At 62.9% G+C, this 25961-nt stretch carries 36 protein-coding genes and 1 pseudogene; 11 read left to right on the plus strand and 26 right to left on the minus strand.

Annotated elements, in window-relative coordinates:
- Positions 1–257 precede the first annotated feature (257 nt).
- The 10 genes from ACIPUD_RS10885 to ACIPUD_RS10930 all read left to right on the plus strand — a co-directional run bounded on the left by ACIPUD_RS10885 (position 258) and on the right by ACIPUD_RS10930 (position 7094).
- Entirely contained in the window at positions 258–962 is a 705-nt protein-coding gene (locus ACIPUD_RS10885) for a hypothetical protein (RefSeq protein ID WP_446480603.1), read from the plus strand.
- A 153-nt stretch (positions 963–1115) separates the two neighbouring features.
- A complete protein-coding gene (locus ACIPUD_RS10890; protein ID WP_446480604.1) occupies positions 1116–1526 on the plus strand; it encodes an ArdC family protein in 411 nt (136 codons plus the stop codon).
- 239 nt (positions 1527–1765) lie between these two features.
- Positions 1766–2161: a hypothetical protein gene (locus tag ACIPUD_RS10895; protein ID WP_446480605.1), complete on the plus strand. Its 396-nt coding sequence runs from the start codon at positions 1766–1768 to the stop codon at positions 2159–2161.
- A 98-nt stretch (positions 2162–2259) separates the two neighbouring features.
- Entirely contained in the window at positions 2260–2979 is a 720-nt protein-coding gene (locus tag ACIPUD_RS10900; protein WP_446480606.1) for a hypothetical protein, read from the plus strand.
- Positions 2980–3099: 120 nt separating this feature from the next.
- Positions 3100–5271, plus strand: a complete 2172-nt coding sequence (locus tag ACIPUD_RS10905) for a DUF3560 domain-containing protein (protein ID WP_446480607.1) — start codon at positions 3100–3102, stop codon at positions 5269–5271.
- A 266-nt stretch (positions 5272–5537) separates the two neighbouring features.
- Positions 5538–5726: a hypothetical protein gene (locus ACIPUD_RS10910; protein WP_446480608.1), complete on the plus strand. Its 189-nt coding sequence runs from the start codon at positions 5538–5540 to the stop codon at positions 5724–5726.
- The gene (locus ACIPUD_RS10915; protein ID WP_446480609.1) at positions 5723–6004 is read left to right on the plus strand and encodes a hypothetical protein; all 282 of its coding nucleotides are present in this window, start codon (positions 5723–5725) and stop codon (positions 6002–6004) included. Before ACIPUD_RS10910 ends, ACIPUD_RS10915 begins: the two co-directional genes overlap by 4 nt.
- The gene (locus tag ACIPUD_RS10920; RefSeq protein WP_446480610.1) at positions 6004–6372 is read left to right on the plus strand and encodes a hypothetical protein; all 369 of its coding nucleotides are present in this window, start codon (positions 6004–6006) and stop codon (positions 6370–6372) included. Before ACIPUD_RS10915 ends, ACIPUD_RS10920 begins: the two co-directional genes overlap by 1 nt.
- Positions 6373–6501: 129 nt before the next feature.
- Positions 6502–6828 (plus strand): hypothetical protein, encoded by a 327-nt coding sequence (locus ACIPUD_RS10925; RefSeq protein ID WP_446480611.1) that lies wholly within the window; start codon positions 6502–6504, stop codon positions 6826–6828.
- Positions 6825–7094: a hypothetical protein gene (locus tag ACIPUD_RS10930; protein ID WP_446480612.1), complete on the plus strand. Its 270-nt coding sequence runs from the start codon at positions 6825–6827 to the stop codon at positions 7092–7094. The genes ACIPUD_RS10925 and ACIPUD_RS10930 overlap by 4 nt, the downstream gene beginning before the upstream one ends.
- A gap of 230 nt (positions 7095–7324) precedes the next feature.
- Here ACIPUD_RS10930 and ACIPUD_RS10935 read toward each other — a convergent pair whose 3' ends face one another.
- From ACIPUD_RS10935 to ACIPUD_RS11060, 26 genes and pseudogenes are all read right to left on the minus strand, one after another.
- Complete coding sequence (locus ACIPUD_RS10935) at positions 7325–7705, minus strand: hypothetical protein (RefSeq protein ID WP_446480613.1); 381 nt, start codon at positions 7703–7705, stop codon at positions 7325–7327.
- A 10-nt stretch (positions 7706–7715) separates the two neighbouring features.
- Positions 7716–8054 (minus strand): HNH endonuclease, encoded by a 339-nt coding sequence (locus ACIPUD_RS10940; protein ID WP_446480614.1) that lies wholly within the window; start codon positions 8052–8054, stop codon positions 7716–7718.
- Positions 8051–8326: a hypothetical protein gene (locus ACIPUD_RS10945; RefSeq protein ID WP_446480615.1), complete on the minus strand. Its 276-nt coding sequence runs from the start codon at positions 8324–8326 to the stop codon at positions 8051–8053. Before ACIPUD_RS10945 ends, ACIPUD_RS10940 begins: the two co-directional genes overlap by 4 nt.
- A 28-nt stretch (positions 8327–8354) precedes the next feature.
- The gene (locus ACIPUD_RS10950) at positions 8355–8633 is read right to left on the minus strand and encodes a hypothetical protein (protein WP_446480616.1); all 279 of its coding nucleotides are present in this window, start codon (positions 8631–8633) and stop codon (positions 8355–8357) included.
- 10 nt (positions 8634–8643) lie between these two features.
- The gene (locus ACIPUD_RS10955) at positions 8644–9039 is read right to left on the minus strand and encodes a hypothetical protein (RefSeq protein ID WP_446480617.1); all 396 of its coding nucleotides are present in this window, start codon (positions 9037–9039) and stop codon (positions 8644–8646) included.
- A gap of 231 nt (positions 9040–9270) precedes the next feature.
- Complete coding sequence (locus tag ACIPUD_RS10960; protein ID WP_446480618.1) at positions 9271–10161, minus strand: DUF6456 domain-containing protein; 891 nt, start codon at positions 10159–10161, stop codon at positions 9271–9273.
- A gap of 104 nt (positions 10162–10265) precedes the next feature.
- The gene (locus tag ACIPUD_RS10965; RefSeq protein ID WP_446480619.1) at positions 10266–11690 is read right to left on the minus strand and encodes a replicative DNA helicase; all 1425 of its coding nucleotides are present in this window, start codon (positions 11688–11690) and stop codon (positions 10266–10268) included.
- Positions 11687–12433 (minus strand): DNA-methyltransferase, encoded by a 747-nt coding sequence (locus ACIPUD_RS10970; protein ID WP_446480620.1) that lies wholly within the window; start codon positions 12431–12433, stop codon positions 11687–11689. Before ACIPUD_RS10970 ends, ACIPUD_RS10965 begins: the two co-directional genes overlap by 4 nt.
- Positions 12430–13752, minus strand: a complete 1323-nt coding sequence (locus ACIPUD_RS10975) for a DNA-methyltransferase (RefSeq protein WP_446480621.1) — start codon at positions 13750–13752, stop codon at positions 12430–12432. Before ACIPUD_RS10975 ends, ACIPUD_RS10970 begins: the two co-directional genes overlap by 4 nt.
- A complete protein-coding gene (locus ACIPUD_RS10980) occupies positions 13749–14840 on the minus strand; it encodes a DUF7146 domain-containing protein (protein ID WP_446480622.1) in 1092 nt (363 codons plus the stop codon). The genes ACIPUD_RS10975 and ACIPUD_RS10980 overlap by 4 nt, the downstream gene beginning before the upstream one ends.
- A complete protein-coding gene (locus ACIPUD_RS10985; RefSeq protein ID WP_446480623.1) occupies positions 14837–15112 on the minus strand; it encodes a hypothetical protein in 276 nt (91 codons plus the stop codon). The genes ACIPUD_RS10980 and ACIPUD_RS10985 overlap by 4 nt, the downstream gene beginning before the upstream one ends.
- A 20-nt stretch (positions 15113–15132) precedes the next feature.
- Positions 15133–15936 (minus strand): hypothetical protein, encoded by an 804-nt coding sequence (locus ACIPUD_RS10990; protein ID WP_446480624.1) that lies wholly within the window; start codon positions 15934–15936, stop codon positions 15133–15135.
- A gap of 172 nt (positions 15937–16108) precedes the next feature.
- A complete protein-coding gene (locus tag ACIPUD_RS10995) occupies positions 16109–17062 on the minus strand; it encodes a TPM domain-containing protein (RefSeq protein ID WP_446480625.1) in 954 nt (317 codons plus the stop codon).
- A 10-nt stretch (positions 17063–17072) separates the two neighbouring features.
- Positions 17073–17657 (minus strand): LemA family protein, encoded by a 585-nt coding sequence (locus ACIPUD_RS11000; RefSeq protein ID WP_446480626.1) that lies wholly within the window; start codon positions 17655–17657, stop codon positions 17073–17075.
- Positions 17658–17673: 16 nt separating this feature from the next.
- On the minus strand, positions 17674–19605 hold the full coding sequence (locus ACIPUD_RS11005; RefSeq protein WP_446480627.1) for a DNA cytosine methyltransferase: 1932 nt from the start codon (positions 19603–19605) through the stop codon (positions 17674–17676).
- Positions 19602–19820, minus strand: coding sequence for a hypothetical protein (locus tag ACIPUD_RS11010; protein WP_446480628.1), 219 nt, complete (start codon positions 19818–19820; stop codon positions 19602–19604). The genes ACIPUD_RS11005 and ACIPUD_RS11010 overlap by 4 nt, the downstream gene beginning before the upstream one ends.
- Before the next feature lie 10 nt (positions 19821–19830).
- A complete protein-coding gene (gene dnaN, locus ACIPUD_RS11015) occupies positions 19831–20958 on the minus strand; it encodes a DNA polymerase III subunit beta (protein ID WP_446480744.1) in 1128 nt (375 codons plus the stop codon).
- Complete coding sequence (locus ACIPUD_RS11020) at positions 20955–21530, minus strand: hypothetical protein (RefSeq protein WP_446480629.1); 576 nt, start codon at positions 21528–21530, stop codon at positions 20955–20957. The genes dnaN and ACIPUD_RS11020 overlap by 4 nt, the downstream gene beginning before the upstream one ends.
- 5 nt (positions 21531–21535) lie before the next feature.
- Positions 21536–21724 carry a hypothetical protein gene (locus tag ACIPUD_RS11025; protein WP_247455430.1) on the minus strand — a complete coding sequence of 63 codons (189 nt, stop codon included), beginning with the start codon at positions 21722–21724 and terminating at the stop codon, positions 21536–21538.
- A 55-nt stretch (positions 21725–21779) separates the two neighbouring features.
- The gene (locus ACIPUD_RS11030) at positions 21780–22352 is read right to left on the minus strand and encodes a hypothetical protein (protein ID WP_446480630.1); all 573 of its coding nucleotides are present in this window, start codon (positions 22350–22352) and stop codon (positions 21780–21782) included.
- Positions 22353–22371: 19 nt separating this feature from the next.
- A complete protein-coding gene (locus ACIPUD_RS11035; RefSeq protein WP_446480631.1) occupies positions 22372–23139 on the minus strand; it encodes a hypothetical protein in 768 nt (255 codons plus the stop codon).
- Entirely contained in the window at positions 23136–23762 is a 627-nt protein-coding gene (locus tag ACIPUD_RS11040) for an MT-A70 family methyltransferase (RefSeq protein ID WP_446480632.1), read from the minus strand. The genes ACIPUD_RS11035 and ACIPUD_RS11040 overlap by 4 nt, the downstream gene beginning before the upstream one ends.
- On the minus strand, positions 23759–24115 hold the full coding sequence (locus ACIPUD_RS11045; protein ID WP_446480633.1) for a LexA family protein: 357 nt from the start codon (positions 24113–24115) through the stop codon (positions 23759–23761). The genes ACIPUD_RS11040 and ACIPUD_RS11045 overlap by 4 nt, the downstream gene beginning before the upstream one ends.
- Positions 24112–24342, minus strand: coding sequence for a hypothetical protein (locus ACIPUD_RS11050; protein WP_446480634.1), 231 nt, complete (start codon positions 24340–24342; stop codon positions 24112–24114). The genes ACIPUD_RS11045 and ACIPUD_RS11050 overlap by 4 nt, the downstream gene beginning before the upstream one ends.
- 89 nt (positions 24343–24431) lie before the next feature.
- Positions 24432–24947 (minus strand): annotated as a pseudogene (locus ACIPUD_RS11055) (GcrA family cell cycle regulator); the annotation flags it as partial.
- A gap of 233 nt (positions 24948–25180) precedes the next feature.
- Positions 25181–25540: a hypothetical protein gene (locus ACIPUD_RS11060; protein WP_446480635.1), complete on the minus strand. Its 360-nt coding sequence runs from the start codon at positions 25538–25540 to the stop codon at positions 25181–25183.
- Here ACIPUD_RS11060 and ACIPUD_RS11065 point away from each other — a divergent pair.
- Positions 25530–25961: a hypothetical protein gene (locus ACIPUD_RS11065; protein WP_446480636.1), complete on the plus strand. Its 432-nt coding sequence runs from the start codon at positions 25530–25532 to the stop codon at positions 25959–25961. The genes ACIPUD_RS11060 and ACIPUD_RS11065 overlap by 11 nt on opposite strands.

Consider the following 25961-nt stretch of genomic DNA (forward strand, 5'->3'; position numbering starts at 1 on the left):
TGCAAATGATCGATATCGCGACCGTAAAGGCTGCAAAGGCAACGGATCGCCGCTCGCTCGCAATCCTCGCCTATGACAACGCCAACGCCGAACCGGAAGGCGCCAATTGGCGCGCCGTGGCGGATATGCTCCGCATGGCACTTCCTGCGGTCAAGGCTGCCAAGATCCCGGAAGCGGCGGCGGATCCGCGTTTCGCGCCATGGGCCGATTATCCGATTCCGCAGAACGCGAGCGCAAAGAAGCTCGGCAAGTCACCCGTGGTGGTGGTGACGCTCGCCGATGGCGAGACGGTCCGCGCTCCCGCAGTGTCTCTGCCTGGCAAGCCCGTAAACGTCGGCCGCGCGATTCGCGTGGCGATCGCTTTCTATCAAGCCCGCATGGCAATCCGCGCTGGCGAGAATTCCGATTGGTCGGCTTGCATCGCGGTGCCGGCCATCGAGTCAATTACCTGCGAAACGAACGGCACCGAATACAACGCGACCGATTGCTCGGCGCGGTCTGCCGAATGGCGTTCCGGGAGCTATGACGCTGCAGCCGTTGCGGCGGCTTCCCTGAGTTGTCCGGAAAAGGCGGACGATGGAAGCTTAACGCGCGCCGACTTTGTCCGCGCAACCTACCGGCTGGCGATGCTTCGCAGGCAGCTTGCCGAGATGCCGGAAGGCGACGACTCGCGGACGATTACCTATCCCATTGAGTGGTGCGAATTGCGCTTGGCCGGCTGGACGGAATTGCAAATCCGCGCGAAGTGGAACGCGGAGGATGCCGCCCGCATCGCTGCAGATCGCAAAGCGGCTGAGGAAGCCGAGCGCGCGGCGCAGGCTCCCGTGACCACGCCAGAGGAGCGGCGGGCCTTCCGGGCTGCAGCCAAGTTTCTCTCATCGTCCCGGCTTTCGCTCCTTTCGAGCAATCCGCCCGCCGCGCCGTCGCCGCGCTCGGCTTGCATCCTGCGGGTTGTGGCGTGACGCGCAACCGCCAGCCCCTCAAATCGCGCTGCCCCTACTGTCGGCAGCTGCGCCCTGTCTACATGATCGCCGCCCATATCGATAAATGCGAGTCCCTGCGTTAGAGGCTCGACCAAGCACCGCGCGACCGTGCGCAACATGAAAGGAACCGACATGCCCAAAGAGAACCCCAACAAAGAAAAGGCACGCACCTTGGCTAACCAGATCGCCGCAATGAGCGACGAGCAGAAAGCCGCTTGGATGGCCCGCGTCCCCGTCCTGACAACCGAGGGGAAACCGATATCCGGAAAAAACCATATGCTGGCCGCGATGCAGCGCGACGACGCGACGATGGTTGCCGGCTTCCGGCAATGGTTGGCGCTCGGTCGCGCGGTGCGCAAAGGCGAAACCGCGCTCTACATCTTCGCGCCGAGCGGACGCAAGGCGGAACCATCGGCGCCGAGCGGCGAAAAAGCCGGGGACGCTTTGGAAGCCGTCGGCGATTCAATCCGTTTCCTGCTCGTCCCGGTTTTCGACGTCGCGCAAACTGATCCAGTCGAGACCACGCAAGCCGTTGCGGCGTAACCCCTCGGCTACGGCCGACTTTGAAAGGATTGAGCATGCGTGTCGCAGAATGCGCTGAGTGCCGCCAACGTAGGGGCGAGCTACTGCACTACAGCCCATATAGCAATCGATATGTGCACCAAAATTGCAGCGCCGAAAAAGACCAGGCGCCGAAAAGCCTACAGCCTTCCCGCTAGTCCCCGGCTACGTCCGATTCTCTATCCCCCGGCCTCGGCCGATTTGAAAGGATCACAATGCACATGACCTTGACCAATCCCCCGCTCCAGTTCCTAGCCAATGAGATTCGCAAGATTAGCTTTCGCCTACAGCACAAGGCAGAACGCTATGCAGTCGCATGGCGCTACGCGCGCGGTTGCTCAACGCGGGACGACGGCTTGCGGCTGCTGCACGATGCGGAGAACACCGTCGGTATCTACGGCTTGGCTACGCTCAACGTGCAGTGCGTCGCGGATGCCGCGCGCGAGATTTACGGCGGTGTACCGGGCATCGACGATTGGGCGGGTGATGCTTGCTCCCGTGTCAATCAGAAGTACCCGGGGGACGAAGGTGCTGTCTCCGGGCCGGCGGAGGAATGGGCGCTGGAATTGCTTGTCGAGTACGCGGCCAAAGATGGCGTAGCCCTGGCCGAGATTTAGTCCCCGGCTACGGCCAATTTCCCGGTGACGACTGGCCTCCCCGGCTGCGGCTGATTTTTGGACGCGCGATAGTGCGCAAAGCGAAAGGACAATTCGAAATGACTTATTCCTGCAGCGACTTCACCGACGACATTATCGGCGCGCTCGATGTGACGATTCCGGACTCGGCCGACGATAGCCCGTCCGATCAAGCCGATATCTGCATGGCTGAAATCGGACGTCTCCAAGTGGCGCGCGTGGTGCTGAGCGCCGTCCGCGCCGACAATCCCGAATTTGAGACCGGCGCGATGGTGGATCATGCCGACGTCACGACCAGACTCGCCAAGCGCTGGCCGGAGATCGCCGCCGCGCTGGCCGACGTTCCGATGCTGCCCCCGGCTGCGCCCTCGCCTGGTATCGATTGGCGATCGATCGCCCAGGACTTGGCTGGCGCGCTTTCCTCGACCATGCAGCAAATCGAGCAGATGCAAGACATGTTCGGGGATGAGGACGGCACCATTGCGCAGTCGCTGGAGGATGCGGAAGCCGCTCGCGCGCGCAATCACGCCGCCGGCAAGATCGCCCCGGATGCGCCCGCGCCGACAACGCGCAAGGTCTGGACGCTGACAACCGACGGCGACAACATGGGAATCGGCACGGAAGCCTTTGCGACCGAGGCGGAGGCGCTGGCAGCTGCGCGCGACGTGCTGCGGACCGGGTACAAGTCCAAGCCGATGCCGGACAATCTCGATACGCTGGACGCTGAGGCAATCTCCGATCTGTGGGCGGAGTCCTTTGATGGCGCCTGCATCATTGAGAGCCACGACCTACCGGCGTAAGCCCCGGCTACGGCTAATTGCCCCTCTCCTACGACTGATTTCCCGTTGACGAGATTCAGCGGGCCCCCTATAGACCGCATCCCCGCGCGATTGTGCGCAATGAAAAAGGAGCTTTTCAGCATGACTACCTATTCCGCAACTTACTCACCCGATGACAACCGCCTGCGCCTGTACGCTTCGCAGCGCCTGGACGCCGAGACCTATGCACGCGTGAAGGCGGCAGGCTTCAAATGGGCGCCGAAACAGGAACTCTTCGTCAAGCCGACTTGGTCGCCATCCGCCGAGGATTTGCTGATTGAGCTCGCGGGCGAGATCGGTGACGAGGATACAAGCCTGGTGGATCGCGCCGAGCAGCGCGCCGAACGTTTCGAGGACTACAGCGAAAAACGCCTTGCGGAAGCCAACAGCGCCAGCAAGGCCGCCGACGAGATCGCGGAACGGTTTTATGGCGGTCAACCGATTTTGGTAGGCCATCATTCTGAGAAGAAGGCCCGCAAGGATCAGGAGCGCATTCACAACAACATGCGCAGGGCGGTGAAGCTGTGGGACACGTCGAAATATTGGACGGCGCGCGCGGCCGGCGCGATCCAGCACGCGAAATACAAGGAGCTTCCCGCCGTCCGTCATCGCCGCATCAAGGGAATCGAGGCTGATAGGCGCAAGGTCGAGAAGGAAACGGCGGACGCTCAAAGGCAGTTAAAGGCGTGGCTGGTCGTCGCCGGCATCACCGATGCAGAGAAACAGCGCGCCATGGGCTTGGCTGTCGCTAACGTCGGCGGTTACTGGTCGATGTCGTTCCCCCTCGCCGACTATCCGCGCGACCCGCCGGCCTCGCAGTACGAGGGCGCCATGGGGCTTTGGTCCGCCATCGAGGGGAACGTTATCACTGCGGCGAAGGCGGCGGAGATCGCAATCCCCAGCCTGGAGCGCTCATTGCCCCGCAAGGCTCGATGGATCGCGCACTATGACAACCGCCTGGCCTATGAGCGCGCCATGCTGGCCGAGCAGATCGGCACCGAGGCGAGCGCCAACCCGCTGGCCGACCGCTTCGCGTTCGCCGTGGGTGGCCAAGTGCAGGCTGGCCGAAATGGCGAGTGGCTGACTGTGACCAAGGTCAACCGAGGCGCTAACGGTTCGGTTTCGAGCATCACCACGACGACGCCGGCCGGTTCGCGCAACAAGCTTGCGCGCTGGCGGGTCGAGAGCGTCCGGGACTACCAGGCGCCGAGCGACGAGAGCGCGGCCGCAGCGAAAGCCGCCGGCAAACTTCCCCCGCTCTGCAACTATCCGGGCGAGGGCTTCGCTAACCTGACTCAGGCCGAATACGACAAGGTGCCGAAACCATATCGCGGCTATCGCCCGCGCGCCGCAACCGACACAACGGGGGCGCATCGCACGCGCGCGGCCATTGGCGCCTATGCGTTCCGTGGCAAATGCGACGACAATAAGCGGCATTCCTACGCTGCAGTGTTCATCACGGATGCAAAGCGGGTCGATCCGCCGAAGCCCGTGCCGCCGGCCGAACCTAAGGAGCCGACCGAGTTCGTCCGGGAATTCGTTGCCGCACCTGATGCCGATATCGACGCAGCGCTTTCGCTGGTATCGGAGATCATGGCCGAGCCGGAGGCTGTCGCTCCCCTGGCCCCGGTTGCGCCTGCACCGCGCCCCGTCCTGGTCGATGCGCTCGTCTCCCTCCCGACTACGGCCGATTTGCCCGAGTCCTCGCCTACGGCTGATTTCGAGGCGATGCGGGCCATGCTGAAAGGCGGCGGGGTGCAAGTCGTCGTGGCGCCGCAACTCTTCCCGACTTCGCCCGAGCTCGCGGCCGAGGTTGCGGAGTTGGCCGACATCAGGCCAGGCCATCGCATCTTGGAACCGAGCGCGGGGACAGGCGCGCTCATCGAGGCCGCTCGCGTCCACGGTGCCGGGTCGCTCGACATCGTCGCGATTGAGATCAACCATCAGGTTGCCCAAGCTCTCGGGCGATCTCAGCAAGGCGTGACCATCATCAACGCCGATTTCATGGACATGGCCGGCGCCCTCGATAAGTTCGACCGCATCATCATGAACCCGCCCTTTTCTAACGGCGCGGACATCCAGCATATCGAGCACGCCCGCAAGTTTTTGAAACCTGGCGGCCGGCTCGTCGCGATCTGCGCCAACGGTCCGCGCCAGCGGGCGCGGCTGGAGCCCATCGCGACGGAATGGCGCGACCTCCCGCCCGGCTCGTTTAAGCATGCTGGGACCATGGTGAACACCGCGCTGGTCGTGATCGACGCGCCGCCGGGTTGATCCCCGGTTGCGGCTGATTCCCCACCCCTTCCCTACGACTGATTTTCGAGGACCGAGCAAAATGGATGACGAGGAGGAATGCGAGATGGAGGATCACGATCCGGCGGCTCCGAAAGTGCCCGCCATTCGGCTCCCGGACGCTGATACTGGCTCGTTTGCGATCTGCGAGACGTGTCTCAAAGAGATATTCGAGAACGTGACGCGGCCGAAACCTAATTGAGCAGAGTTACCCATCCCCACTACTGATTTTGAAAGGAGTATCCCGCATGCGGAAACATCCATTTCACTGGGACGTCTACAATCGGCTTTTGGACTCTGTCGCGCGCGTCGTCGATGCCGAGGACAAGCGGCTTAAGCCGGAGGTGCGGACAAAGCTGACTGAGGCCCGGGCCCGCATCTTTGAAGCCTGGGACCTGCAAGCGACGCTTGAGCGCGCCGAGGGAGCACGCCCATGACGAGCGCGGAGGAAACTGTCACTGCGGCTGGTTACAAGGTCGCGACCTGGGCGGAGTTTCAGACCGCGTCCGACGTCCCGCCATTCGTCCGCAGGGTTGCCGATGGCGTGCATGCGAAGTGGGGCGGTGACTTTGTGATCTACGATCCCGCTGGCGGTGATGACGGCTGGCTGATAATCGACGACGACCGCGAACAGATTGCCGGCGAGACGGTCGAACACCTCGGCCGCCTGGCTGCGGAGGCCGAGCCGCCGCCCGCGCAGGGAGCGCTGTTCTGATGGGCCGGCAGGTTAGACGCGTGCCGGCGGATTGGCAGCACCCCAGGAGCGCCGCCGGCCGCTACATCCCGATGCGCAAGGCTGACGATGCGCTGGCGCGAGCGACCGACGAGCGGATGCCGGCTTGGCCGGCGGAGGCCTGCACGCACTGGCAACTCTACGAGATCACCAGCGCCGGCACGCCGCTTTCCCCGGCTTGCGCCTCGGCGCGGGAGCTCGCCGAATGGCTGGCTGCGCACTACGTCGAGGCGGCGCCAGGCTTCACGGGAACCCCCGAGCAGTGGCTGCGCATGATCGAGAGCGGCCGCGAAACCTCGACAGTGGCGATGAAGGGCAAGAGCTTCGTATCGCCGCTGGATCCGCCGTAGAGCGCCAGCCCCTCGGCTACGACCGATTTCGCCGGCTCGGCGCGGGCTCGACTCCGCGCCGGCGATCCGCCATACCCTCGGCTACGGCCGATTTCGGGCGACTGTGCCCAACAGGAAAGGATGAACCCGATGGCCCCGCCACGTTTCAAGCACAAGAAGATCACGAACGAGGAGTTCGAGGGCGAGCTCGAGCGCCAGGGACTGACCAGGAAGGCGTTCGCCCGCGTGTTCTGCCAGAACCTCGTCACCGTCAACCGGTGGGGACGCGACGGTCAGGACATCCCGACATGGGTGCCGATCGCGCTCACGCTGCTGACGCTCCCGGAGGCGAAGGGGACGGCACGTATGGCAGCTGCGGCGATGATCGAGGAGGACCGGCACCACCCCGAGCTCGGCGCCTTCCCGTATCAGAAGCTCCGGCAGATGCCGGCTGATGTCGACGAGGAAGCGGAATGAAGCGGGTCGTCCTGGTCATTGGGCTGAGCCTGCTGCCGCTGGCCGCGCACGCCGAGTGCAAAGACCCGAGCAAAACGCCTCCGACGCTCGCGCAGATGCCGACGTTGCCGACCGCTGATCTGTACGTTTGGCTGACTCTCGCGCGGCGCGCCTCGGACGCGGTCGCCACCGCTGCAGCGGTCGGTCGCAAGGATCCCGTCTCGCCTTGCGTCCAAGAATTGATGGATCGTCGGCCCGCGTTCGAGCGCGAGCTCAGGTTCCGCTAACCACGGCTACGACTTCTTCCGAGATCCCTGGCTACGGCCGATTTTGCTCGAGGCCCGGCTGCGCCCGCTTTTCGCGGCCGCCTTCTTGACCGACTTCGCCGCTGCTGGCGCGGTAGGCTTAGCAGCCGCTTCTTGCGCGGAAGCCGCCTTGATCGCGGCCTGGCTCTCGGCCCAGCGCTGCTCGCGTTGTGCACGGAGTTGCTGTTCTCGCGGTCCAGGTGCTTGCTTGGTCATGGCGTGGCTCCGTCGGCTTGAGCCTGTAAGCGGCGCTGCGCCGCGATAAGCTCGAGGGTCTCATGCCGGCATGTGTGCCTTACCAAAGGATCGAATGCGACATCGCAATCCGGGCATACGACCATACCTTGCTCGGAAAGGACTTGTTCGCGCGTCATCGGTTGAGCGGGCTCCGGCATCCAAAAACGCGCAATGTGGCTGCCGAACCTATTGGCAAGCCAGTAATCGGCGATGTTCTCGTGCCACCAGCCTTGGCAGTCGTTCCAGAACAGTGCGCTCTTGAGCGCCCACCGATCTCGGTTCGGTATTGCCTTGTCGTAGAGATCATCGGGAAGGGTCTCGATCGGATAAGCTGTTCCAGATACGAAAGCGGACATCGGCGCTCCCCTACGATTTCATGCGGTTCGCTCGGGCATGGATGCCGGCGCGAACGTTGTGCGAGCTACAAGCACAGCGGCCATTGTCGCGATCGAGCGCGAGATCCGGCCGGTCCTTGATGTCCCTGATGTGGTCGGCATACATCCGATACCCCTTCTCCGCACTGCGCCAGCATCGCTTTCCGTCGTCGACATGCTCGCACCGGTAGCCGGCGCGCTTCTTGACGAACTCCGCCCATTCCTCGTGCTCGGCAGTCTGGTAGTGAGGGTCGGCCTTTTTCGGCAGCGGTTTCGCCTTGCGGGTGTCGAGCGTAGCGACACGGGGGCCGAGTGTAGAAATGCGGCTCATGGCGAAAGCGTGATTGGACGCGTTGATACTGCTTCGCGACGCAGCAACTCGCGGTAGGCGGAGATATCGGCCGGCTCCGTGCAAACCGCAGGAACGTAGGCAGCCCGAAAGTGGTCGACCTCGCAATCGAGGATGCGATCCAGTGTGCGGGATACGAACGGAAATTCGGCCAGCCAACGCGCGTTATAGCTGATCTCTCCGCGGAGCCAATAATATCGCTCGGCTTCGTTTGCCAGTTCGGGCGATAACCATCGTGCAATCGCGTGCCGCATCCCGTATCTCCACAAAGGACTGATCGATTCAATGGTTCGTGTCGCGCGATCCGCGCATCAGCTTGAGGACGTAATCGGCAAGCGCCATCTCGCCGGTCGCTTTCACCGTCGCCCACGCAATGTCGACGATGATCATCTTGTCATCCATCGCGATCGCGACTTTGGCGACGCCGGCCGTCAGGGACGCCGCGAGCTTGCCTCCGACATCTTCCGTCACCTTCTCCCCACGCTCGATCGCCTTGAGAATGCGGGCGATGTTGTCGGCCTGAGCCTTGAGGGCGCGGAGCGGTGAATGCGAGGTCGTCATGGACAATGCCCTAGCCGACTGGCGTGTGGCTTGGCGGACTGCTAGGCCGCGGCGGCCCGTTCTCCGACTCCGTTTTGGATAGGGCATCCAATTGGTACGGGGCGTCGGTCTGTGCCTTCCACCAAGAACGAAAATTCGCCGTGTCGGCCGGTTCGCTCATGACCATGAGCAAGCTTGGCGCGAGCGGCCCACGGAAATGGAATAATTCGAGGTAGATATCCGCCCCTTCCGCTATCGCTTGCCGCTGCGCGTCGGTCAGATGGAATCGAGCGATGGCGCTATCCCCGTTGCGGCCCGGCAAAGTGCGCAATGGTCGATACTGCGGTTGCTCCTTAGCGTAGACCCTTTCGAACTTCTCAAGGCCGACTACCACGGGACCGTCGTGAGGCTCTACGAAGTCAAACATTCTCATCTCCTACTGTTGTGTGTGGCGACCGGATAAGCATGAAACATTAGACTCTAGCCTCTCGCCGCCTCCCGTGGCGCCGGGTCATGTAACGGGCCAGTTGCTCTTTCAGGTCCCAAGGAATCTGCGGGTCGTCGATCGGGAGAACGACGTAACCGTAGTTGCGCCAATAAAATTCCTTCTGCTCTTCCGCCGTTTCGCGTGTGTTGGGAGCAAATCGACTGAGGGACATCAGCGCTTCATCCCCATGCCGGCTGCTTTGATGATCTGCTTGGCCGCGGACCAAGTTCGATCGACGATGAGGACGCCGTCATAGATCTGCACCAGCGAATTCAGCGCAACCTTGAGCTCGATGTTGTTGGAGCGATGATCCTGTCCGCCGTTCTTGTGCATGTCCTCGCTGCTGGCTTCCATGCCGATGCGAGCGACGAGGATGTCGTACTGCCGGCTGCCGAGACGCCGCTTCACTTCGTTGAGCCTGGATTGAGCCTCGAGCGCCATCGTATGCGAGGCGCTGCCACCGCCGCTCCCATCCACCTTGTCGCCGAGCGCGAAGCCCTTCGAGCCATGGAATGAGGCCTTGTCGAAGTCGGACCGGAAGCGATCCGCGGCGGCACGGCGCAGTTTCTCATCCGGATCGTTGGGCTTCTTCCGATCAATCAGATTGTGGTGCGCGCTCGCCACGGAATCGACCAGCACGTCATGCATCGGGTGGTCGGGGTCGGGAATAAACTGCTTGCGCTTGCCGCTGGCCAGGCGCTCAGCCTCCTCCTTCGCCCGCGCCGCCTTCTTTGTGAGGGGCTTGCCGAGCAGGTTCAACGGATCCGCGCCACGAGCCGCCGCCTTTTGGAAGCCTTGGAGGTAGAGCCTCTCGCGTCGAAGCCATTCGGAAACCCTGCGGGCCCGCTCCGTCTCGTAGCCCATCAGCCATTCGACGATGCAGTCCTGGATCTGGCGTTGGAAGTCACGCTCTTCCTCGAAGATCAGCTGCGCGCTGTAGGACAGCCCTTTGTACGACCGCGTCGGAAAGGCGCGGCGCAGTTCGCGCTGGAAGGCCCGCGCGCGACGATCGCGCTCCTTATCAACATAGACCGGTGCGACATCAGTGACTCGAGCCAACATCCGCCCCTCAAAAGCAGAACAAGGACGAATCACGTTTATGTTTTTGCGGGGTGATTTGGCTATGATTGCAAGGGCAAAGTTGCTGGGTCGTCACCGGCTTTTCGTCAGAACGGGATCTCGTCGCGCTCTGCGCGGTCGCCGAACGTCATGCTCGGCCCGTCAAACCCGATTTCCTTCCACGTCTCACCGACGCCACTGCGCACCTTCAGTGCGGCAAACTCGGCCTTGTCTTCCCAGATCTGCATGTTTCGCAGCCATGCATCCCATATCGGGCGGTTCTGCGGCTTGTCCTCGGACGGCTGGTCCGGCTTGTTCTCTCGCAACCATACCTTCGGGATGACAACGCCGAGGATGACGTCCGCGTTTTCAACGACCAGACCGCCCCCGTAGATGTCGCCGGACTTGAAGCGCCAATTTCCGCCCGACTTCTGGCCATCACGCGTGATCTGCGCCAACTGCCAGATCACGACGTCGAGTTCCTTGGCCAGCGCTTTCATCGCCGCCGTGAAATATTCGATAGTGCGAACGAGGTTCCAGTGGTCCTTCTCCGGTTGCACTAGCTTCAGATGGTCGATGAAGATCTGCTTCACACCATAGCGGCGGACCGCAACCCGGCATTCCCTCTCGATCTGGGTCGTCGTAAGCCTCGATCGATCCTGGACGTAGATCCGCATGGCTTCTAGGTGCGTTCGGGCACGCTGAAGGCTCTCGAACTCGGCCTGCGAAAGCTCGCCGGTTATCTGCTTCCGAACCGATACGCCAGTCATCGCGGCCAAGTCTCGATAACCGACCTGGATGCTTGACATTTCGAGACTGAGCGATAGCGAGGGAAAAATGCTCGACGGGTCCAGTGAGGGCCCCGCATTGGCGCGCATGATCTGCGAGGCCAAGGCCGACTTTCCCTGCCCCGACGGTGCCGCCAAAATGATCGCGGTACCGCCGATCTGAGGACCGAGTACCTTGTCGATTTCCGAGATCCCGGTCAGGATCCCAACCGACTTCTTGCCCTGGTGCTGATACGCCTCGGCAGCGCGCTCCATGGCGCTGCGAGCCGCTTCGCCAACGCTGACCGGATGCCTGGCGCGGTCCTGGTCGTCCACCTGGGCCAGCAACTCTTCGACGGAGGCCCGGCGCCCCTCATAGCCCTTGCTTTGGTCCGAGGCACGCCGGCCGAGCTCGATGCCCATGCGCTCGCGCCAAGCCACGATCACGTCGTCCACGAAATCCAGCGCGCTGCTGACGTCCGAGGCCTTCTCGATCAGGATCTGGAGCACCGCCTCGACCGAACCGACCCCCTCGAACTCCTGGGGCAACTTCGACTCCAGGAGGCTCAATGCCGGGCCGCCGGCGGTCTCACAGCAATCGGCGACCGCGGCGAAGATGGCCCGGTGATGCGGAACGACGAAGTGCTCGGCGGAAAGATAGTCGGAGACCTGCCAATAGGCGTCGGCCGAACCGATGATCTTGCCGATCACAGCCTCCTCGGCGCGGATGTTGCGCAGCGCGCGCGGTGTCGCTTCTTGGTTCATGCCGGCACCGGGAACTTAAAACCGTCGCTGCCGATGCGGCGGTTGGCCATCTCGAAGAATTCGTCGTCAGCCTCGATCAGCACGCTGTTGCGGCCGTGACGCTCAGCCAATATGCCCGTCGTTCCACTGCCGGCGAAGCAATCCAGGACGAGCCCACCTGGCGGGCAGGAATAGAGGAGAAGCGGCTCGACGATACCGAGCGGCTTTTGGGTTGGATGTTCGGCGCGGCCATGCTCCGATCGAACGTACATGACGCTGCGGGCCAGCCGAGGCCCGCCGTCGACGCTGACATAGTGCCCGGTGTCGATATGACCAGTATGGGCCGGCCGTCTCTTGCGCCGGACCTGCCGCGCGGTCGCATCATTCGTGAATTGCGGGCATTTGTAGATGTCTGCCCACGGCGCGTCGTCGCGGTAGAACTGGCACGCGATCTCGTGCACGCGCCTAAAGCGGTCTGCCTGAAAGCCGGAGCCGTTGTGCTTCTCCCACACGACGTCCTGGGCCATTGTCCATCCCGAGAACTCTCCAGCCCGCTCGAAGAACATCTTCGTGGTGCCGAACACCCACATGCTCCCGGTTCGCGTCAGAACTCGGCGCGCCGCGGCAGGCCAGCCGGTTTGCCACCGATCCCACGGCAGGGACGTCGAACCATAAGGGCAATAGGTCAGCACCAGGTCAAACGACTCCGGCTCGAGCGTTGGCAGGATCTCGAGGCAGTTGCCTTTGATGATTTGAACGGTCATGCCGGCACCTGCTCGAGCCCAACGTTGGCCAGCATCGGGCTGCTGGAGCGGATGCGGCGCGCGGCCATCTCGGCATAATCCGGGTTGAGTTCTATGAGGACAGCGCTGCGCTGAAGCCGATCGGCGACAAGCCCCGTAGTGCCAGCTCCGGCAAACGGATCCAAGACAGTTCCACCCTCCGGCACCCCGGCCAAGATGCACGCGGCGGCGATCTCCGTCGGCATGACGGCGAAGTGGTTGAGCCAGCCATCGCACGAACCGCACTCGCAATATCGCAGTGTCACGAGGCGGCCGGCGCGCTCGATCCGCTCCGTGCGGAGGCCTCCAACCTGCGCGTGGGTGAAATAGCGGCGGCACTCCAGGCAGAACTCGTCATTGAAGCCGCCCGGCGCGACCCACCAGACCGAGCGCAGCGCGGCGCCGTTCTTGCCCTGCTCGGCGACGGACATTGCGTCCCAGCGGTCGCTGAAGCCGGCGTGACGGCGTCCGTGGCCGCGCCGGCGATCGCGCTTCCGGGCGCCGGTGTGCGGCGGCTGCCCGGCGGGCGCGTAGCCGCCGCCGCTGACCACGAGTTGCGTATCGTCGTCGCCGAGGCGGCCGCGCATCGCGCGCGCGAGCCTGGTCACCGAGTCCGGTGCGGGCGGCAGCCGAACGTCCTCGTAACCAAAATAGTAGCGCTCGGATTTAGTCAGGTGAAAAACGTACTCATGAGCCGAAGTAGACCGGTCGCGCGTGCTTTCCGGCATCCCGTTCGGCTTGGCCCAGATGTTGTCCTTGCGCAGGTACCAGCCGTCGGCGCGCAGCGCGAACGCGAGCATCCACGGAATTCCGATGAGATCCTTGTCCTTGTACCCGGCAGGTGGCGACTCCCAGGCTCGGCCGACGGCACCCGCCAGCCTGGCTTCCTCATGCATCCCCGCGGGCCGGCGGCTGCCGCGCTCCGTGTTTGCCGCCGTCCTCGAGCTGGCTCCGATCTCCCAGTTCTGCCTCACGACCATGGAGGCCTCTTGGGATTGAAGTGAACCGAGCAGCGTCGAGCTCGCCGCCGCCGGGTTGCCGCCGCGGCCTGAGCCGGCGTAGCAGTCCCCGATGTTAATCCAGAGCGAGCCGTCGTCTCGCAGCACGCGCCGGATCTCGTGGAACAGGGCCACGAGCTCGGCGATATAGGCTTCCGGGGATCGCTCGAGCCCGATCTGGCCGGGCGTCAAATAGTCCCGGAGACGAAAGTACGGCGGCGAGCAGACGCAGGCGTGCACCGACTTGTCTGGTAGCGTCCTGACGACCGCGCGGCTGTCCCCGTTGAGAATCCTGATCGTCAAGCACGTTCCTCCAACCGCCGGCGGCCGGCCCAGATGTCGAGATAATCGTTGCGGATGCGCGGCTCCGGCTGCGAGTCATGCCGCAGTCCGATCGCCTCCATCCGTTCATGAAGCTTGCGTACCGCGGCGCGCCCCGGGGGCTCAGCCAGGACGAGCTCACCGTCCTGTTTGCGCCAGGGCTTATCGCCGTCCGGGAAACTGGTGATGTGCTCGACTCCGAGCGCCGGTTCGAAGCCGATGACACCGCTGGTGCTGAGGCCAGCCCAAACCGGATGCCGATATTTGATCAGCGCGCGCGCAGCGAGGCTCGTCTCGAGCCCCTCAGCCAGACCAATATGAGCCGCAACGCCGCCGATGCGTACCGCGCCGCCCGCGGCCACGCCGGCGCCAATCTTCGCTTTGTCGACTGGTGCCTTGCTCGGTTTTTTCGGGTCGAGGTGGATCTTCCAGACTGCGGTCAGGTCGCCAAAGTTGTCGTCGACGCGGCAGACCAGCGTCGGAAATGCAAGGGTGGTGTCGAGGTCATAGATCACGCGCGGGTGGAAGCCCAAGCAGTCGTCCCACCCACCCGGCGGTACCGGGATTCCGCGATCGAGCAGATAGGCCTCGGCATGCGTTCCAGATATGGGAACGATCTCGTTCCACAGCGCGCCGGCGTTGCGCTGGCGCTCGGCCTCGTGCTCTAGGGCACGGCGCTCGTCGGCTTCTCGCTTCGCCGCCCGGTCGGCGGCCAAATCCTCTCGGCGGCGCGCCTCTTCCGGCGTCTCCAGACGGGCATTATCCAGCCCGACGAATTCGCGCGCCTTGTCGAAGACCTCTCTGGTAGCCCGATGATTGCCGGTGAGCCCATAGGCGAAGAGATTGAGTTCGTCTCCGCCGATGGATTCTGAGCTGCGCACCCATGCGCCGCGGACGTATTTCCCCGACTTCTTGAGATAAACCTGGAATGAGCCAAGGTCGCCTTTGATGCCGGGCGCGCAATACGCGATGGATCCGCGCTTCTTCCAGCCGCTCCAAAATCTATCGAGCACCTGCTCGAGCCGGTCGTTCAGCCTCGCCTTGATCTCGTCTGCGTCGTCGCGGGTCACCGCAATCCTCCCGCGGCTTCAATCGCTTCGCGCTTGCAGCGCTCCCATGATGCCGAGGCGATCCGGCGGAGTGCGCCGATGCGGTTCATGCGCCAGGTGCTGATGTACCCCTGGGTCTTGCGGGCTTCACGGTCCGCATGGAGGTGCGCGCGCTTCAGAAGGCGTTTTGCCTGCGACCGCCGCTGACGAGTCCGCTTCGGCACCATCGGCCAATGCACCGAGCAGATCCATTCGCTGTACTGTTCCTTCGTCGAGCGCCGGCAGAACGGCACGCAGCATTTCGTTCGTTCCGTCACAGCAGCGGCTCCTGCTTCGGCTCAGGTAGCGGCAACGGACCGATTGGATCGACCGGCTTCCAACTCTCATAATCGGCGGCGATCTCCTCATAGTTGCGCGGGTGCTGTGCTCGGAAGTCAGGGAAGCCGACCGCGGCGCGGTAAACGCCGGCGTCGAGCACTAGCCATCCGGTCGCCGACGGCAGCCACCGCCGATGATCGATGTTGACGTGTTTGAAGTCGGACCGAAGAAGATAGCCGCGCCTCTCCATGATGATCGCGACCTTGATTGCGGCGATCTTCCAGGATGTCAGTTGAACCGGCGATGGAGATCCCGCGATAACGTCGGGGACATATGCCGGCAGGTCGTGACGCCGGGCCGGCGCCCACTCGTACCATTCTTCCTCGTTACGCCCGTGCAGAACCTCCGGCAGCCCTGGTTCGAAGATCATTGGCTTGTAGTAATGCCGCTTCTTCGCGTCTTCGATCTCGGCTTCTGATCTCACGTAGATGATCGTCAGGCCGATGTACTTGCAGATGCGACTGAAACCGCCAGGCTCACATGCCGGCACCAAGACCGCCCTGCAATCCGGTCCAGGTCGGCCTGCTGAAAACGCCCCATACTCCTCGATCGCCTGCGAGATCACTTCGGTATTGAGCCGGAGCTTGGCCTCAATTCCGATCTGGAAGCCGTCGGACTTGCGCACCAGGAGGATGTCCCACCCGCAGGACTCCGCGTATGCGATCCATCCCTCCGGCAGCGCGGAGATGAATCGCTTACAGAGATCGGCTTCGGTGGCGAACGGCTTCGGCTTTTTCATCTGAATTTCGTGACTTGCCCCAAAATTTTTTCAGGCGAGGTTCTCTCGCCCGGAATGCTTTTTTTCGGCCTATTGCGTCACGTCCGCCGAGACAGGCGCACATAGGCAACGATGCCCCCGACAACGATCAGAAGCATCAAGGCAGCGAGGATGTTGTCGACTGACACCATGATCAGAAGTCGGTCGAAGATCCGCCGCCGCCCGAGTCCCCGCCGCCTCCGGAGAAACCTGAATCACTCGAACTGCTGCTCGATGACGATGAGTTATCGCTGCTCGAGCTGTAGCTGGACGACCGATAAGACTCGTCCTCGGATCGTCGCCTCTCCGCCGCCTTCGGCTTCGGTCGCGGGCTTGATGCGGCCGCAACTCCGGCAACAACAGCGGCGGCGCCGGCAACGTTGGCTGGCCGGCCTGTCGTGGTCCGAGGGCGGGATGAAGGTGCCTCGCCGAAAAGCGCCTGGCGCTGCGCTCGAAGTCGGTCCTGAGAGGCTCTTTCCGCGCGCTCGCGTATGACCTGTTGCTCGCGTCTACGGGACATTGCTCCCATCCAAAGCGTCAGCCCTAGAACCATCGATCCGACGACGCCAGACCACGCCAGGATGGCCAGCCCACTGGGTCGAGATGGTGGCGCCGGGGGCTCCTCACTGGCGAGAACATCAGAAGCCAGCGCCTCCACGGCGGCGTCGAGCGCTACGTACCACTTCTCTGCCCCTTTCTTGAGGTTAGGCTTCATCCTGTCGTCGATGATGCGCATAGTCCTGCTATCGGGGATCACCGCCTCAAGGCCATAACCGACCTCAATCGCCACCTTCCGCTCGACAGGCGCGATGACGACCAGAAGCCCATTGTCCTTTCCAGCCTGGCCAAGGTGCCATGCGTGGAAGACGTCGGAGCGCACCTTGTCGATCGACTCCCCGTCAAGGGACGGCAAGGTCAGCACCGCGATCTGCGCGCCGTTCTTGGTCCGTCCTTCGAATGCCTTGATACGGTCGACGAGCGCAGCCACCTCGGAATCCGAGAGCAGTTTGGCGTTGTCGTTGACGCGCCCAACGAGCGTCGGAATCTCGAAGGCGGCTGCCGCTCCGGCAATCAAGAACAGTGCGACGGTAAGGATGTATTTCCGCATGCCAACCTCCTCAGAACTTGACTTGTGGCGTGCCCTGCGCCGTGTCGCTCGCCTGGAAGTAAGGCTTCGGCGTGAAGCCGCCCGCGCTGGCGAGCAGGCTGCGCGGCAGAGTCCGAACCGCCGCGTTGTAGTCGCGAACGGTCTGCTGATTCCGCATGCGTTCCACCGCGATCCTATTCACGCTTCCGGAGAGCTCGCTCATCAGCGCGCGGAAGTTCTCGTTTGCCTGGAGTTGCGGGTAGGCCTCGCGGACCATGTTGAGCTCGACCACGCTCTTCTGCATGGTCTGCTGTGCCTCGATCAGTTGCTTCTGGAGGTCAGGATCTTTCGCCAACTTGTCGGGGTCCATCTTGGCCACCGTCGAAAGCTTCGAGCGCGCCTCGGCGACGCCGACCAGCGTCTTGTTTTCGTGGCCTGCATAGGCCTTCGCGGTCTCCACCAAATTTGGGATCAGATCCGCCTGCCGCTGCATGACGTTTTGAACCTGGGCGTAGCTGTTCTGGACATTCTCATCCATCCGGACGAACCCATTAAACGACGTGAGCGCCCACAAGCCGACGAGCACCACAACACCGATCGCAATCCACTTCTTCATGATCTTCCTCCTCTGATTAGGCGATAGCGCGTTTCGGCGCGGCCGCTTCTACGTTGCGCATTTCTGCATCTGCCATAATTGCGGAGACACAGGCCTTCATCTTCGCGACCGACACCGCGTTGCCGATCTGCTTGATCTTCTCGGTCTTGGTGCCGGCAAACTCGTACTCGGCTTCCTCACTGTTGAAGCCCATCGCCGCGGCGAGTTCGTGCGGTTCGAGCATCCGGAACAGGATGTCGAACTGAGGAGTCGCCTCGACGAGGTTGATGTGCCCGGTCGCGCAGATCGCAGGCGTTGGCTGCTCAACGTCGTGCACCCGCGGGGGCTGCCCTTCCCGCTCGCCGAACTGCGCCGCGATGAACGCGAGCTCGCCGCGGTTGGCGCCGGTGACCGTCGGCAACGGATCCTCAGCGGGATCGCGGACGCGGTCGGACCGGTCAGCGTGTGTAACAGGCATGACCATGGCGAACTCGCCGCCCTTGGCGGTCGTAAGGGTCGGCAGCGGGTCGCGGACGTCGCGCGCCACGTTGCCACCTTGGGTGTGGGTGACCGGCACCACCATGCCAAACCTGCCCTTGGACGTGACCGTCGGGAGCGGCTCCTCGGCTGACTGGCAGGTCTCCCCAGATCCCGAGCCGTAGTAGGGCGAGATCAGAATGTGACTCTGCTTGGCCACCTGGGTTGGTGTGGGCTCGTGGACCGAGCGCGGCGCGCCCTCGGCATGCCTAGACAGGATGAACGGCTCCACGAGATAGCCGCCACCGTCACAGTTTGCCGTCGGCGCCGGCGCGCCGATGTCGTGAGCGCGGTTGCCGCCGTTGTCGCCATGGCGGTTGAGGATGAAGGGCTCGATCAACATCGGCCGGGCGCAGCCTGGCCGCTCCTCGACACCGGCACCACCGGTAGTAATGGTCGGCAGCGGCTCGTCTGTCGCGCGCGGCGCGCCGGTACTGCCCGGGGCCATGACGAATGGTTCCGCGACATAGACGTGCCCGGCGTGCGACGTCTGGGTCGGGAGCGGATAGTCCGCTCCTGTGGCGGTCGACTGCCCCTTCATGTTCACAATGATTGGTTGGGCGAGGCCGATATGTGTTCCGCTCGCGGCGATCGTCGGCAGCGGCCCATCCACGCTCTTGCCATCCATGTGGTTGCGCAGGATGACGAGGAACGGATCGGGCCAGCCAAACTTCAGGGCGCCGGCGTAGATGCGGGCGAGCGTCTTGGGAGCTAGCTGCTTCTTCCGGTTGAAGATCGACCTGCCCTTCAGATCCCAGTCGATGATGTCCCGGGCCGGCCGCCAGGGCTTCATCCCGGGGAACAGGAGTTTTCCGTCACCCGTCTTGGTATGGCTCGGCACCGGCCAGTGCACGCTCTTGTTGTCGCTTCGTGCCATGAGGATGAAGCGCTGGCGGGTCGTGGCATCGCCGTAGTCCGCGGCGTTCAATTTCCGCCATTCCGGTTCAAAGCCGAGCCGACGGATAGTGTCGATCCATGCCCGGAAATATTCACCCTTCCGCGATTTGATCGGCTTGCCGGTTCGCGCATCCACCGGGCCCCAGCCGATAAACTCCCAAACGTTCTCAATGATGAGGCGTTTGACCCGGAGCTCGGTCAGCCAAGTGATGATGTGCCAAGGATCCGAACGCTGCTGATCCGACGTCGGCTTGCCGCCCCGCGCGACGGAGTGGTGCGTGCATGTCGGAGAGGCCATCAGCAGATCGAGGTAGCCTTCCGGCACGATGATGTGGGGACGCACCGTTGCGATGTCTTGGCAGTAAAACCGCGCCTCGGGGTGGTTCTTCTTGTGTGTCTCGAGGGCGACACCCCAGTGGTTGACGCAGACAAGCTCCATCTCGAGTCCGAGATCACGCAACGCTCGCTCGCAGCCAGTCGACGAACCGCCGGCACCGCAGAGGAGATCGGCGACAAGTATCTTCCGCTTTCTCAACGCAGCGCCTCCAGGATGTCACGCGCCAGCGTCGGCAACGCGATGGCCACCCGGACCGCGGGCATCGACGGCACATAAGCCCCGCCATGGTCGCCGACCTGTCTGGTCGAGCAGATGCCAACGTGCTGGACGCCTTCAATGTCCGTCGGGTTGACGCCGTAGCTGCGGAAGATGCGGTGAAGTTCTCGCTCGAGGGCTTGAGCGTCGCGATCCACTGCCATGCTCCTAAACCCTCATCGGCATGAGCACGTAGAGCGCGTCGCCGTCGCTGCCTTTGAAGATCGTCGGCGAACCGGGATCCGCTAGGTTGAGCTCGAGGGTGTCACCCTGGACCTGCGCAACGATGTCGTGGAGGTACCGGCTGTTGAATCCGATATCGATGCTGTCGGCCGTGTACTCCGCGTCCATCTCTTCGACCGCGTTGCCTGCGTCTGGATTGCTCACCGTCAACGTAAGCTTTCCGTCGGCGAGCGACATCTTCACGGCCCGACCGCGCTCGCTCGAAATCGTCGCGACCCGATCCGCGGCCGATGAAAGATCCGCGCGCGGGATCTTGAGCACCTTTTCGTTGTTTTGCGGGATGACGCGATCGTAGTCCGGGAACATGCCGTCGATCAGCTTCGAGGTTAGGACCAGGTCCCCCGCGATGAACCGGATCTTGCCCTGGCTAAGCTCGATCTGCACCTCATGGTCGCCGACACCGAACAGCTTGTCAGCTTCCGCAACCGTCTTGCGGGGGATGATGACACCCGGCATGCCGGTGGCACCTTCTGGGAGGTCGAGATCAATCCGCGCCAGACGGTGACCGTCGGTCGCGACACCGCGAAGGGTGTTGCGGTTACCTTCCCGGCGGGTGTGGAAATAGATCCCGTTGAGATAGTAGCGTGTCTCCTCGGTGGAGATGGCGAATTCAATGCGCGCGATCAGCCGATGAAGTTCCGAGCTCTTCAGCATAAACGAGTGCGTCATGTCGCCAGCTGAGAGGTTCGGGAAGTCAGCGTCCGGCAACGTCTGGAGGGACGAGCGAAACCGTCCCGCTTTCACGATCACGACGTTCTTGGCTTCGTCCTGCTCAAGCGTGACTTGCGAGCCGGACGGCATCTTGCGGACGATGTCATGCAGGAGACCCCCGGGTACCGTGGTCACCCCCTTCGCGGCAACCTGTGCCGACACCATGTCGATCACTTCTAGGTCGAGATCGGTCGCCTTCAGAAGGATCTTGTCCTGCTGGACCTCAATGAGGACGTTCCCGAGGATCGGGATCGTGTTGCGCTTCTCGACCACGCGCGTGACGCGGGCTAGCGCTTTAACTAGAGCGGCATGCTCAAGGACTGCCTTGAATGACGTGCTCAAAATGGTGTCTCCTTCCGGGTTGGTGCCAATTTTGGTTCGAACAGATCGCCGCGGGGCGCTGCGAAGCGCTTGTCGAGGTGGCCACGAAGCCACCAAGCCACGCCGAGGCTCTCGGCGGCGTCGAGTGATGTGATTGTTTTGTCGATGCATTGCGCCAGCAGGAGCGAGTCGTCCTTCGACGCCTTGCCGTTTCCGGTAAACGCCTTCCGCCATGTCCCTTGGTTGACATAGTGGTGCTTGACGCCGTGAGCGGCGCAGACTTCTTCGACGACCGCACAAAGTCCGTAGATGCGCTGGAACGTCTGCATCGGCGGCCGCGTCTTGATCACGAGACCGGTGTCGGGATCGAGCTTTCCTGTGCCGATCTCGATGTCCGTGCGAAGTGGCTCCTCCACGCCAACATGCTTGACGTGGTTGTCCTCGATGATCCTGTAGAGCGTCTTCCGGCAGTGCCTGAATATCTCGCCGGAGCACTTCCCTTCCCACCGGAACGCCCGGGCCCAGGCATAGCGCTCACCGTCCAGCAAAGTGATGCCGGTGGTAGTCGCAACGTCTAGGCCCAGGATCTCCATGGCAATCAGGCCGGACCGATGGCGGATTCGGCCCACCAGGCTTCTGTCTGTCGGCCGTCACCGGCGCGGTACCGGATCAGGTAGGAGTTGGCAGAATCCTCATACTCGGCGCGGCCGATGACGGCTCCCGTTTCGTTGCTCTCCTTCAGTTTCACGTCGGCCTTGATGTCGTACAGAAACGGTTTGTTCTTCATCACTTCCTCTCCTCATTTACCGTTCGCGGAATTGCTGCGGGTCGTCTCGTCGGGGCTACGCTCCGCCGTCTTCGGCGCCATCGCCCTTGGACGCGGGCTCGCCACCCTCCGGTGCCGGCGGCGGCATCGAAAGAACCGTGTCGCGTTCGCCTCGCGCGTCCCTGAATGCGCGCAGCCAGACCTGGCCCTTGATCGACCCAATGTCGTACGGGCTATCCGTCTCGGTTGAGAGAGGCTCGCCATCAAGGCGGAAGCCGGCGGCGCGTCCTTCAATCTTGGCGCGCTCGTCCTCCGGTGTCGGACCCAGGCCCGCCATGCCGAAGAGTTCGAACTGTTGAGGGCTGAGCACCTTGCCGAGATACCCGACATAGGCGCCGCACTTCCGCACCATCTCGCAGAACTCGTTGATGGCGTCGTCGCCGCCCTCGACCAGCTTCAGAGCAAGCTTGCCCGCTTCATTGTGCAGGCCCTGCTGCGCGGTCTGCGCGAATACGCCGCGCAGCCGATTCTTGACGGTGTTGTTTTCCTCATTTTTGGCGGCCGCGTCGGACTGTGCCTGGCGGATCCTCGAGAGGTTGGAGGCATCGAGCGCGGCCTGGCCGGGCTCATTCTTTCCTGGGATCGTCATTAAGTTCTCCGGTTGCTGGTTAAAGAAGGAGTCCGTTCGCTTGCGCGAACTCGATCGGGTCTCTCGCCCCCTTGCGAAGGTTCTCGATTGCCCACAGCGGTTGGTGGTTGGTGTAGTGGAAACACGCGGCCAGCTGAGCCGCGTCCGTCAAGTCGAACGAACTAACTGGCTTTCTGTGGTCGAGATGCCAGCAGCCTTCTCCTTGGCCCCAGTTTTCCCAAGACATTCCCCGCAGCCATTGGCGCTCAATGTGCGCAATGAATTGCGGGATGGAGCACCCGATCAGTTCGAGCGTGCGAGTTGACTTGGTCGACTGCCGTTTGATCGCGGACCGCACGCTACCACTCAACCGACAGGCAATACTGCGAACAGGATGTGCCAGCATGCGATCACGGTTGAGAGCGCGACGTGCCTTCTCAACTTCGGGCCTCTCATGGCAGCGCTTTCGATACGCCCGAGCCTCTGCGGCGGCGGCCTTTTCCGGGTTAGCTGCACGCCACCGCTTTACTCGCTCACGATCGTCCTGTCGGAGCGTACTGCCAGGTTCGCTGAGCTTGCGCTGGCGTAAGGCGGCGGAGGATGCACATTTTTGCGCTCTGTTTCGGCCATTCCACTCAAGGCGAACGTCGCGGCGTCGGTCCGGATTCTCGGACGCCCATTCCTTCGCAGCTTGCTTGACGCAATCTCGGCAGCGCGCTGTATAGCCGGCCGCGTAGCGCCGGTTAATGTAGAACGCCGCAAGTTCTTTCTCGGTCCGGCATCGGGAGCAGATCTTGGTCTCGCTCATGCCACCGCTCCATCGTCGAAGAGCGGGGCCGCGGAAGTCTCTTTCTCTTTCTTGCGGCGGCGCGGCGGCACCCTGGCGCCGACTTCAATGGTGCCGACCTCGTCACCCCAATGAGTGAAGCCTTGATGGTTCTCCCGAGAAAAGAGGCACAATCTCTCGAGGCCGGGCGTCTTCTCACGGAGATGCTGATACCACTCGATCGGTTTTTGTGAGTGCCCGCGCGCCTTACCCTTGATCTCGCCGTATAGCGCGTCGTGGATCTGATGCTCATCGCCGAACACCCCGAGCAAAACAGACTCGTGCATCCCGCGCGAGCGATAGCCGGTACCCATGCGGCCCTTCGGCCAAACGAGCTCGGTCTTAAACCGTGCGCCCCACCGATCAAGCAACCACAACGACTTCTTCAGCGTCGGCGGGGCTGCCCAGAGAGCAATGATGCCGTTGCCGCGAACAAGATGCCCAACCGGCAGCTGCGCCAAATCTTCCCACGACATGATTTTGTATTGAGCGGAAGCTGATTTCTTGTTGCCGTTTTTCGAGCGGAGTTTGAACTCCGTCGGCGGATCGATGTCCACGACATCGAACCCGAACATCGGCAATGGGTCAAAGAACCAGCCGGTCATCGCGCGGCCGCCTCCATGAAATAGGCGCGCAACGCCTCCTCGCAGGCGGTTTTTGCGCTGATGTTGTGCTCGGCCGCATAGACGTCGATCGCACGCCGCACCTCAGGCAGCGGATCCAGCGACAAGGCGTCAGGCTCGGCATCCGTCGGCACTGCCAAGCTTCGCGCTTTGCCCGGCAGGCGCACCAGCGCGCCACGTTCGATCAGCCCGTCGATCAGCCGGCAAACGCCGCTCTTCGACGCGAGACCCATCTTCTCGCGGATCTCTTCGTAGGATGGAGCAATGCCGCGGTGTTTGACCTGCGCGCGGACAAAAGCAACCAATTCCGCCTGGCGCTCGGTGAGTCCCATCATGACCGCACCGCCCCGGCGTCGACCGCCGGCTGAATGATTTCGTCGGCGTAGCGCGAGAAAACCTCGAATGCAGCTTCGGCACCGATCGAACCACGCAGATACGTCGACAGCGCCTGGAGATGCGCCTCGACCATGAGATGGACCATCTCCTTGCCGGCAGCATTCTCGACGATGGCGAGAGAGCAGATGATCTCTTTGCGGGCGTAGTCGAGGAGGACCTGGCTCATGCGGATGCTGCCCTCCTGGTCGCGTGCATCTGCTTCATGCGTGCGGAACGGCGCGCCCGCTCTTCCTCGGAGACGTTGCGCGACCCCTCACGGCGTTCTGCCGGGCTTTGGTAGGCAGCCCGACAGTGGCCCGCGCAGTACGGGAGCCCGTCCAGCTTGTTGCCGCCGCAGAAGAAGAAACCCGGAGTCCCCACCTCACCGACCGGCCAGCGGCAGTGATGTTCCTCGAGATCGAGGATCGATGAGACGCGCCGCTCGGCAGGAATTTCGGCATCCGACACCGAGATAACCGAGGGGTCGAACTCGGCCGCGGCCTCGAGGTTGGATGCGTGGGTGTCGCTGCTCGCTTCCTCGATCGCTTTGCGGAGCGCGACGACGCGTCGGGACGGACCTGGCAGCGGGCGCGGCGGCTTCGTCTGGCGCTTGCTTGGCCCCGGGTGTCCTTTCGCGCGGCCGCTGAGCCCGAGGCGATGGATCTTGCCGATTGCCGCGTTGCGGCTGATGCCGCCGCCGAGCTCAGCAGCGATCTGGCTGGCCGACAACCCGGCTTCCCAGAGCTTCTTCAGTTGCTCGATGCGATCGTCCGACCAAGTCAGGACTGGCATCGCGATGTCCTCTCAGCCCGGATATCAGCGAGCGTTTTGGATCCTCTCAACCTGCACCAGCGAGCAACGTCCGACCACCATTCGGCGCTGGTCATCCACTCGTCGCGCTTTGCTGTGTGATGTTCAGAGCGCTTGATGCAGCCTTTGCCGGCGAGCACTGCAAGGTCGGCGAGGAAATCGAACACGAGAAGCCTATGAGATCGGGGACAGCCGCGAGCCGCGCGGCGCGTACGTCACTTCTTAGAAAGATCCATGTTGAGCTGGCGCAAGCGCGCCTGATGCTCGCGGTCTTCGATTTCGCGCTGTCTTTGCCTCTCGGCGATCGCGCGGCGAAGCGCTTCAGCTTCGAAGAAGCGGTCACGCACGCGCTCTGGCACGTGCTCCCAAAGAGCCTCGAGGCAAGCAGTGCCGTCGGCAGCCTCGAGCAAGTTAAAGAACTGCTCCATCTGGATGGTCCGATCGCTCGAAATCCAGTTGTCGATGGTGCGTAGGGAGCACTTTGCACGGTCTGCGAGGACCTTACGGAAGCTCCCGCCGGTGATCGCGTTCTGACAAATGCGAATGATTTCAGCGGTGAATTTCTTGGACCGCACGTTCGTGCAATCGGTGCTGCACGATCGTTCGGCACCCCTGTTTGCACTCACCGCGATGCTGAGTGATGCTCCCCCCATGGCAAACACCTCCTATGCTCTGAAACAACTTGAGTGCGCACCGGCGACGCCGGTTGCGATGAAAGACGACGACTGGGCGCGCGCCGCCCTGGCGGGAACGCGCATGCTGATCGCGGAGGAATCCTTCGATGCGATCGTGCAAATGCTGATTGATGCCGGTCTTGTACCGAGGGGATGTGTGGCGGTCATGCTCGACCGCCTGTCCGAAAAGCTCCTGGCGCACGCTGCCGGCCGTACCGACACGCATTGGGCAGTCCGGACACCGGAATTGCTTGACCAAGCCGGGCGGCTGGCCGCCAAGGCGATGGCATTGCGCGCGGGATGCGGAAGGCTGCCCTCATGA

The sequence above is a fragment of the Bradyrhizobium sp. CAR08 genome (genome assembly GCF_052871955.1).

Coding starts and splice junctions, on each gene's coding strand:
- ACIPUD_RS11025 (WP_247455430.1), bottom strand. CDS start 21,724: ATGAAGAACAAACCGTTTCTGTACGACATCAAGGCCGACGTGAAACTG.
- ACIPUD_RS10925 (WP_446480611.1), top strand. CDS start 6,502: ATGGCCCCGCCACGTTTCAAGCACAAGAAGATCACGAACGAGGAGTTC.
- ACIPUD_RS10895 (WP_446480605.1), top strand. CDS start 1,766: ATGACCTTGACCAATCCCCCGCTCCAGTTCCTAGCCAATGAGATTCGC.
- ACIPUD_RS10965 (WP_446480619.1), bottom strand. CDS start 11,690: ATGAACCAAGAAGCGACACCGCGCGCGCTGCGCAACATCCGCGCCGAG.
- ACIPUD_RS10950 (WP_446480616.1), bottom strand. CDS start 8,633: ATGACGACCTCGCATTCACCGCTCCGCGCCCTCAAGGCTCAGGCCGAC.
- ACIPUD_RS11000 (WP_446480626.1), bottom strand. CDS start 17,657: ATGAAGAAGTGGATTGCGATCGGTGTTGTGGTGCTCGTCGGCTTGTGG.
- ACIPUD_RS11030 (WP_446480630.1), bottom strand. CDS start 22,352: ATGACGATCCCAGGAAAGAATGAGCCCGGCCAGGCCGCGCTCGATGCC.
- ACIPUD_RS10910 (WP_446480608.1), top strand. CDS start 5,538: ATGCGGAAACATCCATTTCACTGGGACGTCTACAATCGGCTTTTGGAC.
- ACIPUD_RS11045 (WP_446480633.1), bottom strand. CDS start 24,115: ATGATGGGACTCACCGAGCGCCAGGCGGAATTGGTTGCTTTTGTCCGC.
- ACIPUD_RS11035 (WP_446480631.1), bottom strand. CDS start 23,139: ATGAGCGAGACCAAGATCTGCTCCCGATGCCGGACCGAGAAAGAACTT.
- ACIPUD_RS11040 (WP_446480632.1), bottom strand. CDS start 23,762: ATGACCGGCTGGTTCTTTGACCCATTGCCGATGTTCGGGTTCGATGTC.
- ACIPUD_RS11020 (WP_446480629.1), bottom strand. CDS start 21,530: ATGGAGATCCTGGGCCTAGACGTTGCGACTACCACCGGCATCACTTTG.
- ACIPUD_RS10915 (WP_446480609.1), top strand. CDS start 5,723: ATGACGAGCGCGGAGGAAACTGTCACTGCGGCTGGTTACAAGGTCGCG.
- ACIPUD_RS10970 (WP_446480620.1), bottom strand. CDS start 12,433: ATGACCGTTCAAATCATCAAAGGCAACTGCCTCGAGATCCTGCCAACG.
- ACIPUD_RS10920 (WP_446480610.1), top strand. CDS start 6,004: ATGGGCCGGCAGGTTAGACGCGTGCCGGCGGATTGGCAGCACCCCAGG.
- ACIPUD_RS10935 (WP_446480613.1), bottom strand. CDS start 7,705: ATGTCCGCTTTCGTATCTGGAACAGCTTATCCGATCGAGACCCTTCCC.
- ACIPUD_RS10990 (WP_446480624.1), bottom strand. CDS start 15,936: ATGAAAAAGCCGAAGCCGTTCGCCACCGAAGCCGATCTCTGTAAGCGA.
- ACIPUD_RS11050 (WP_446480634.1), bottom strand. CDS start 24,342: ATGAGCCAGGTCCTCCTCGACTACGCCCGCAAAGAGATCATCTGCTCT.
- ACIPUD_RS10945 (WP_446480615.1), bottom strand. CDS start 8,326: ATGCGGCACGCGATTGCACGATGGTTATCGCCCGAACTGGCAAACGAA.
- ACIPUD_RS10955 (WP_446480617.1), bottom strand. CDS start 9,039: ATGTTTGACTTCGTAGAGCCTCACGACGGTCCCGTGGTAGTCGGCCTT.
- ACIPUD_RS10890 (WP_446480604.1), top strand. CDS start 1,116: ATGCCCAAAGAGAACCCCAACAAAGAAAAGGCACGCACCTTGGCTAAC.
- ACIPUD_RS10905 (WP_446480607.1), top strand. CDS start 3,100: ATGACTACCTATTCCGCAACTTACTCACCCGATGACAACCGCCTGCGC.
- ACIPUD_RS10960 (WP_446480618.1), bottom strand. CDS start 10,161: ATGTTGGCTCGAGTCACTGATGTCGCACCGGTCTATGTTGATAAGGAG.
- ACIPUD_RS10940 (WP_446480614.1), bottom strand. CDS start 8,054: ATGAGCCGCATTTCTACACTCGGCCCCCGTGTCGCTACGCTCGACACC.
- ACIPUD_RS10995 (WP_446480625.1), bottom strand. CDS start 17,062: ATGCGGAAATACATCCTTACCGTCGCACTGTTCTTGATTGCCGGAGCG.
- ACIPUD_RS10930 (WP_446480612.1), top strand. CDS start 6,825: ATGAAGCGGGTCGTCCTGGTCATTGGGCTGAGCCTGCTGCCGCTGGCC.
- ACIPUD_RS10900 (WP_446480606.1), top strand. CDS start 2,260: ATGACTTATTCCTGCAGCGACTTCACCGACGACATTATCGGCGCGCTC.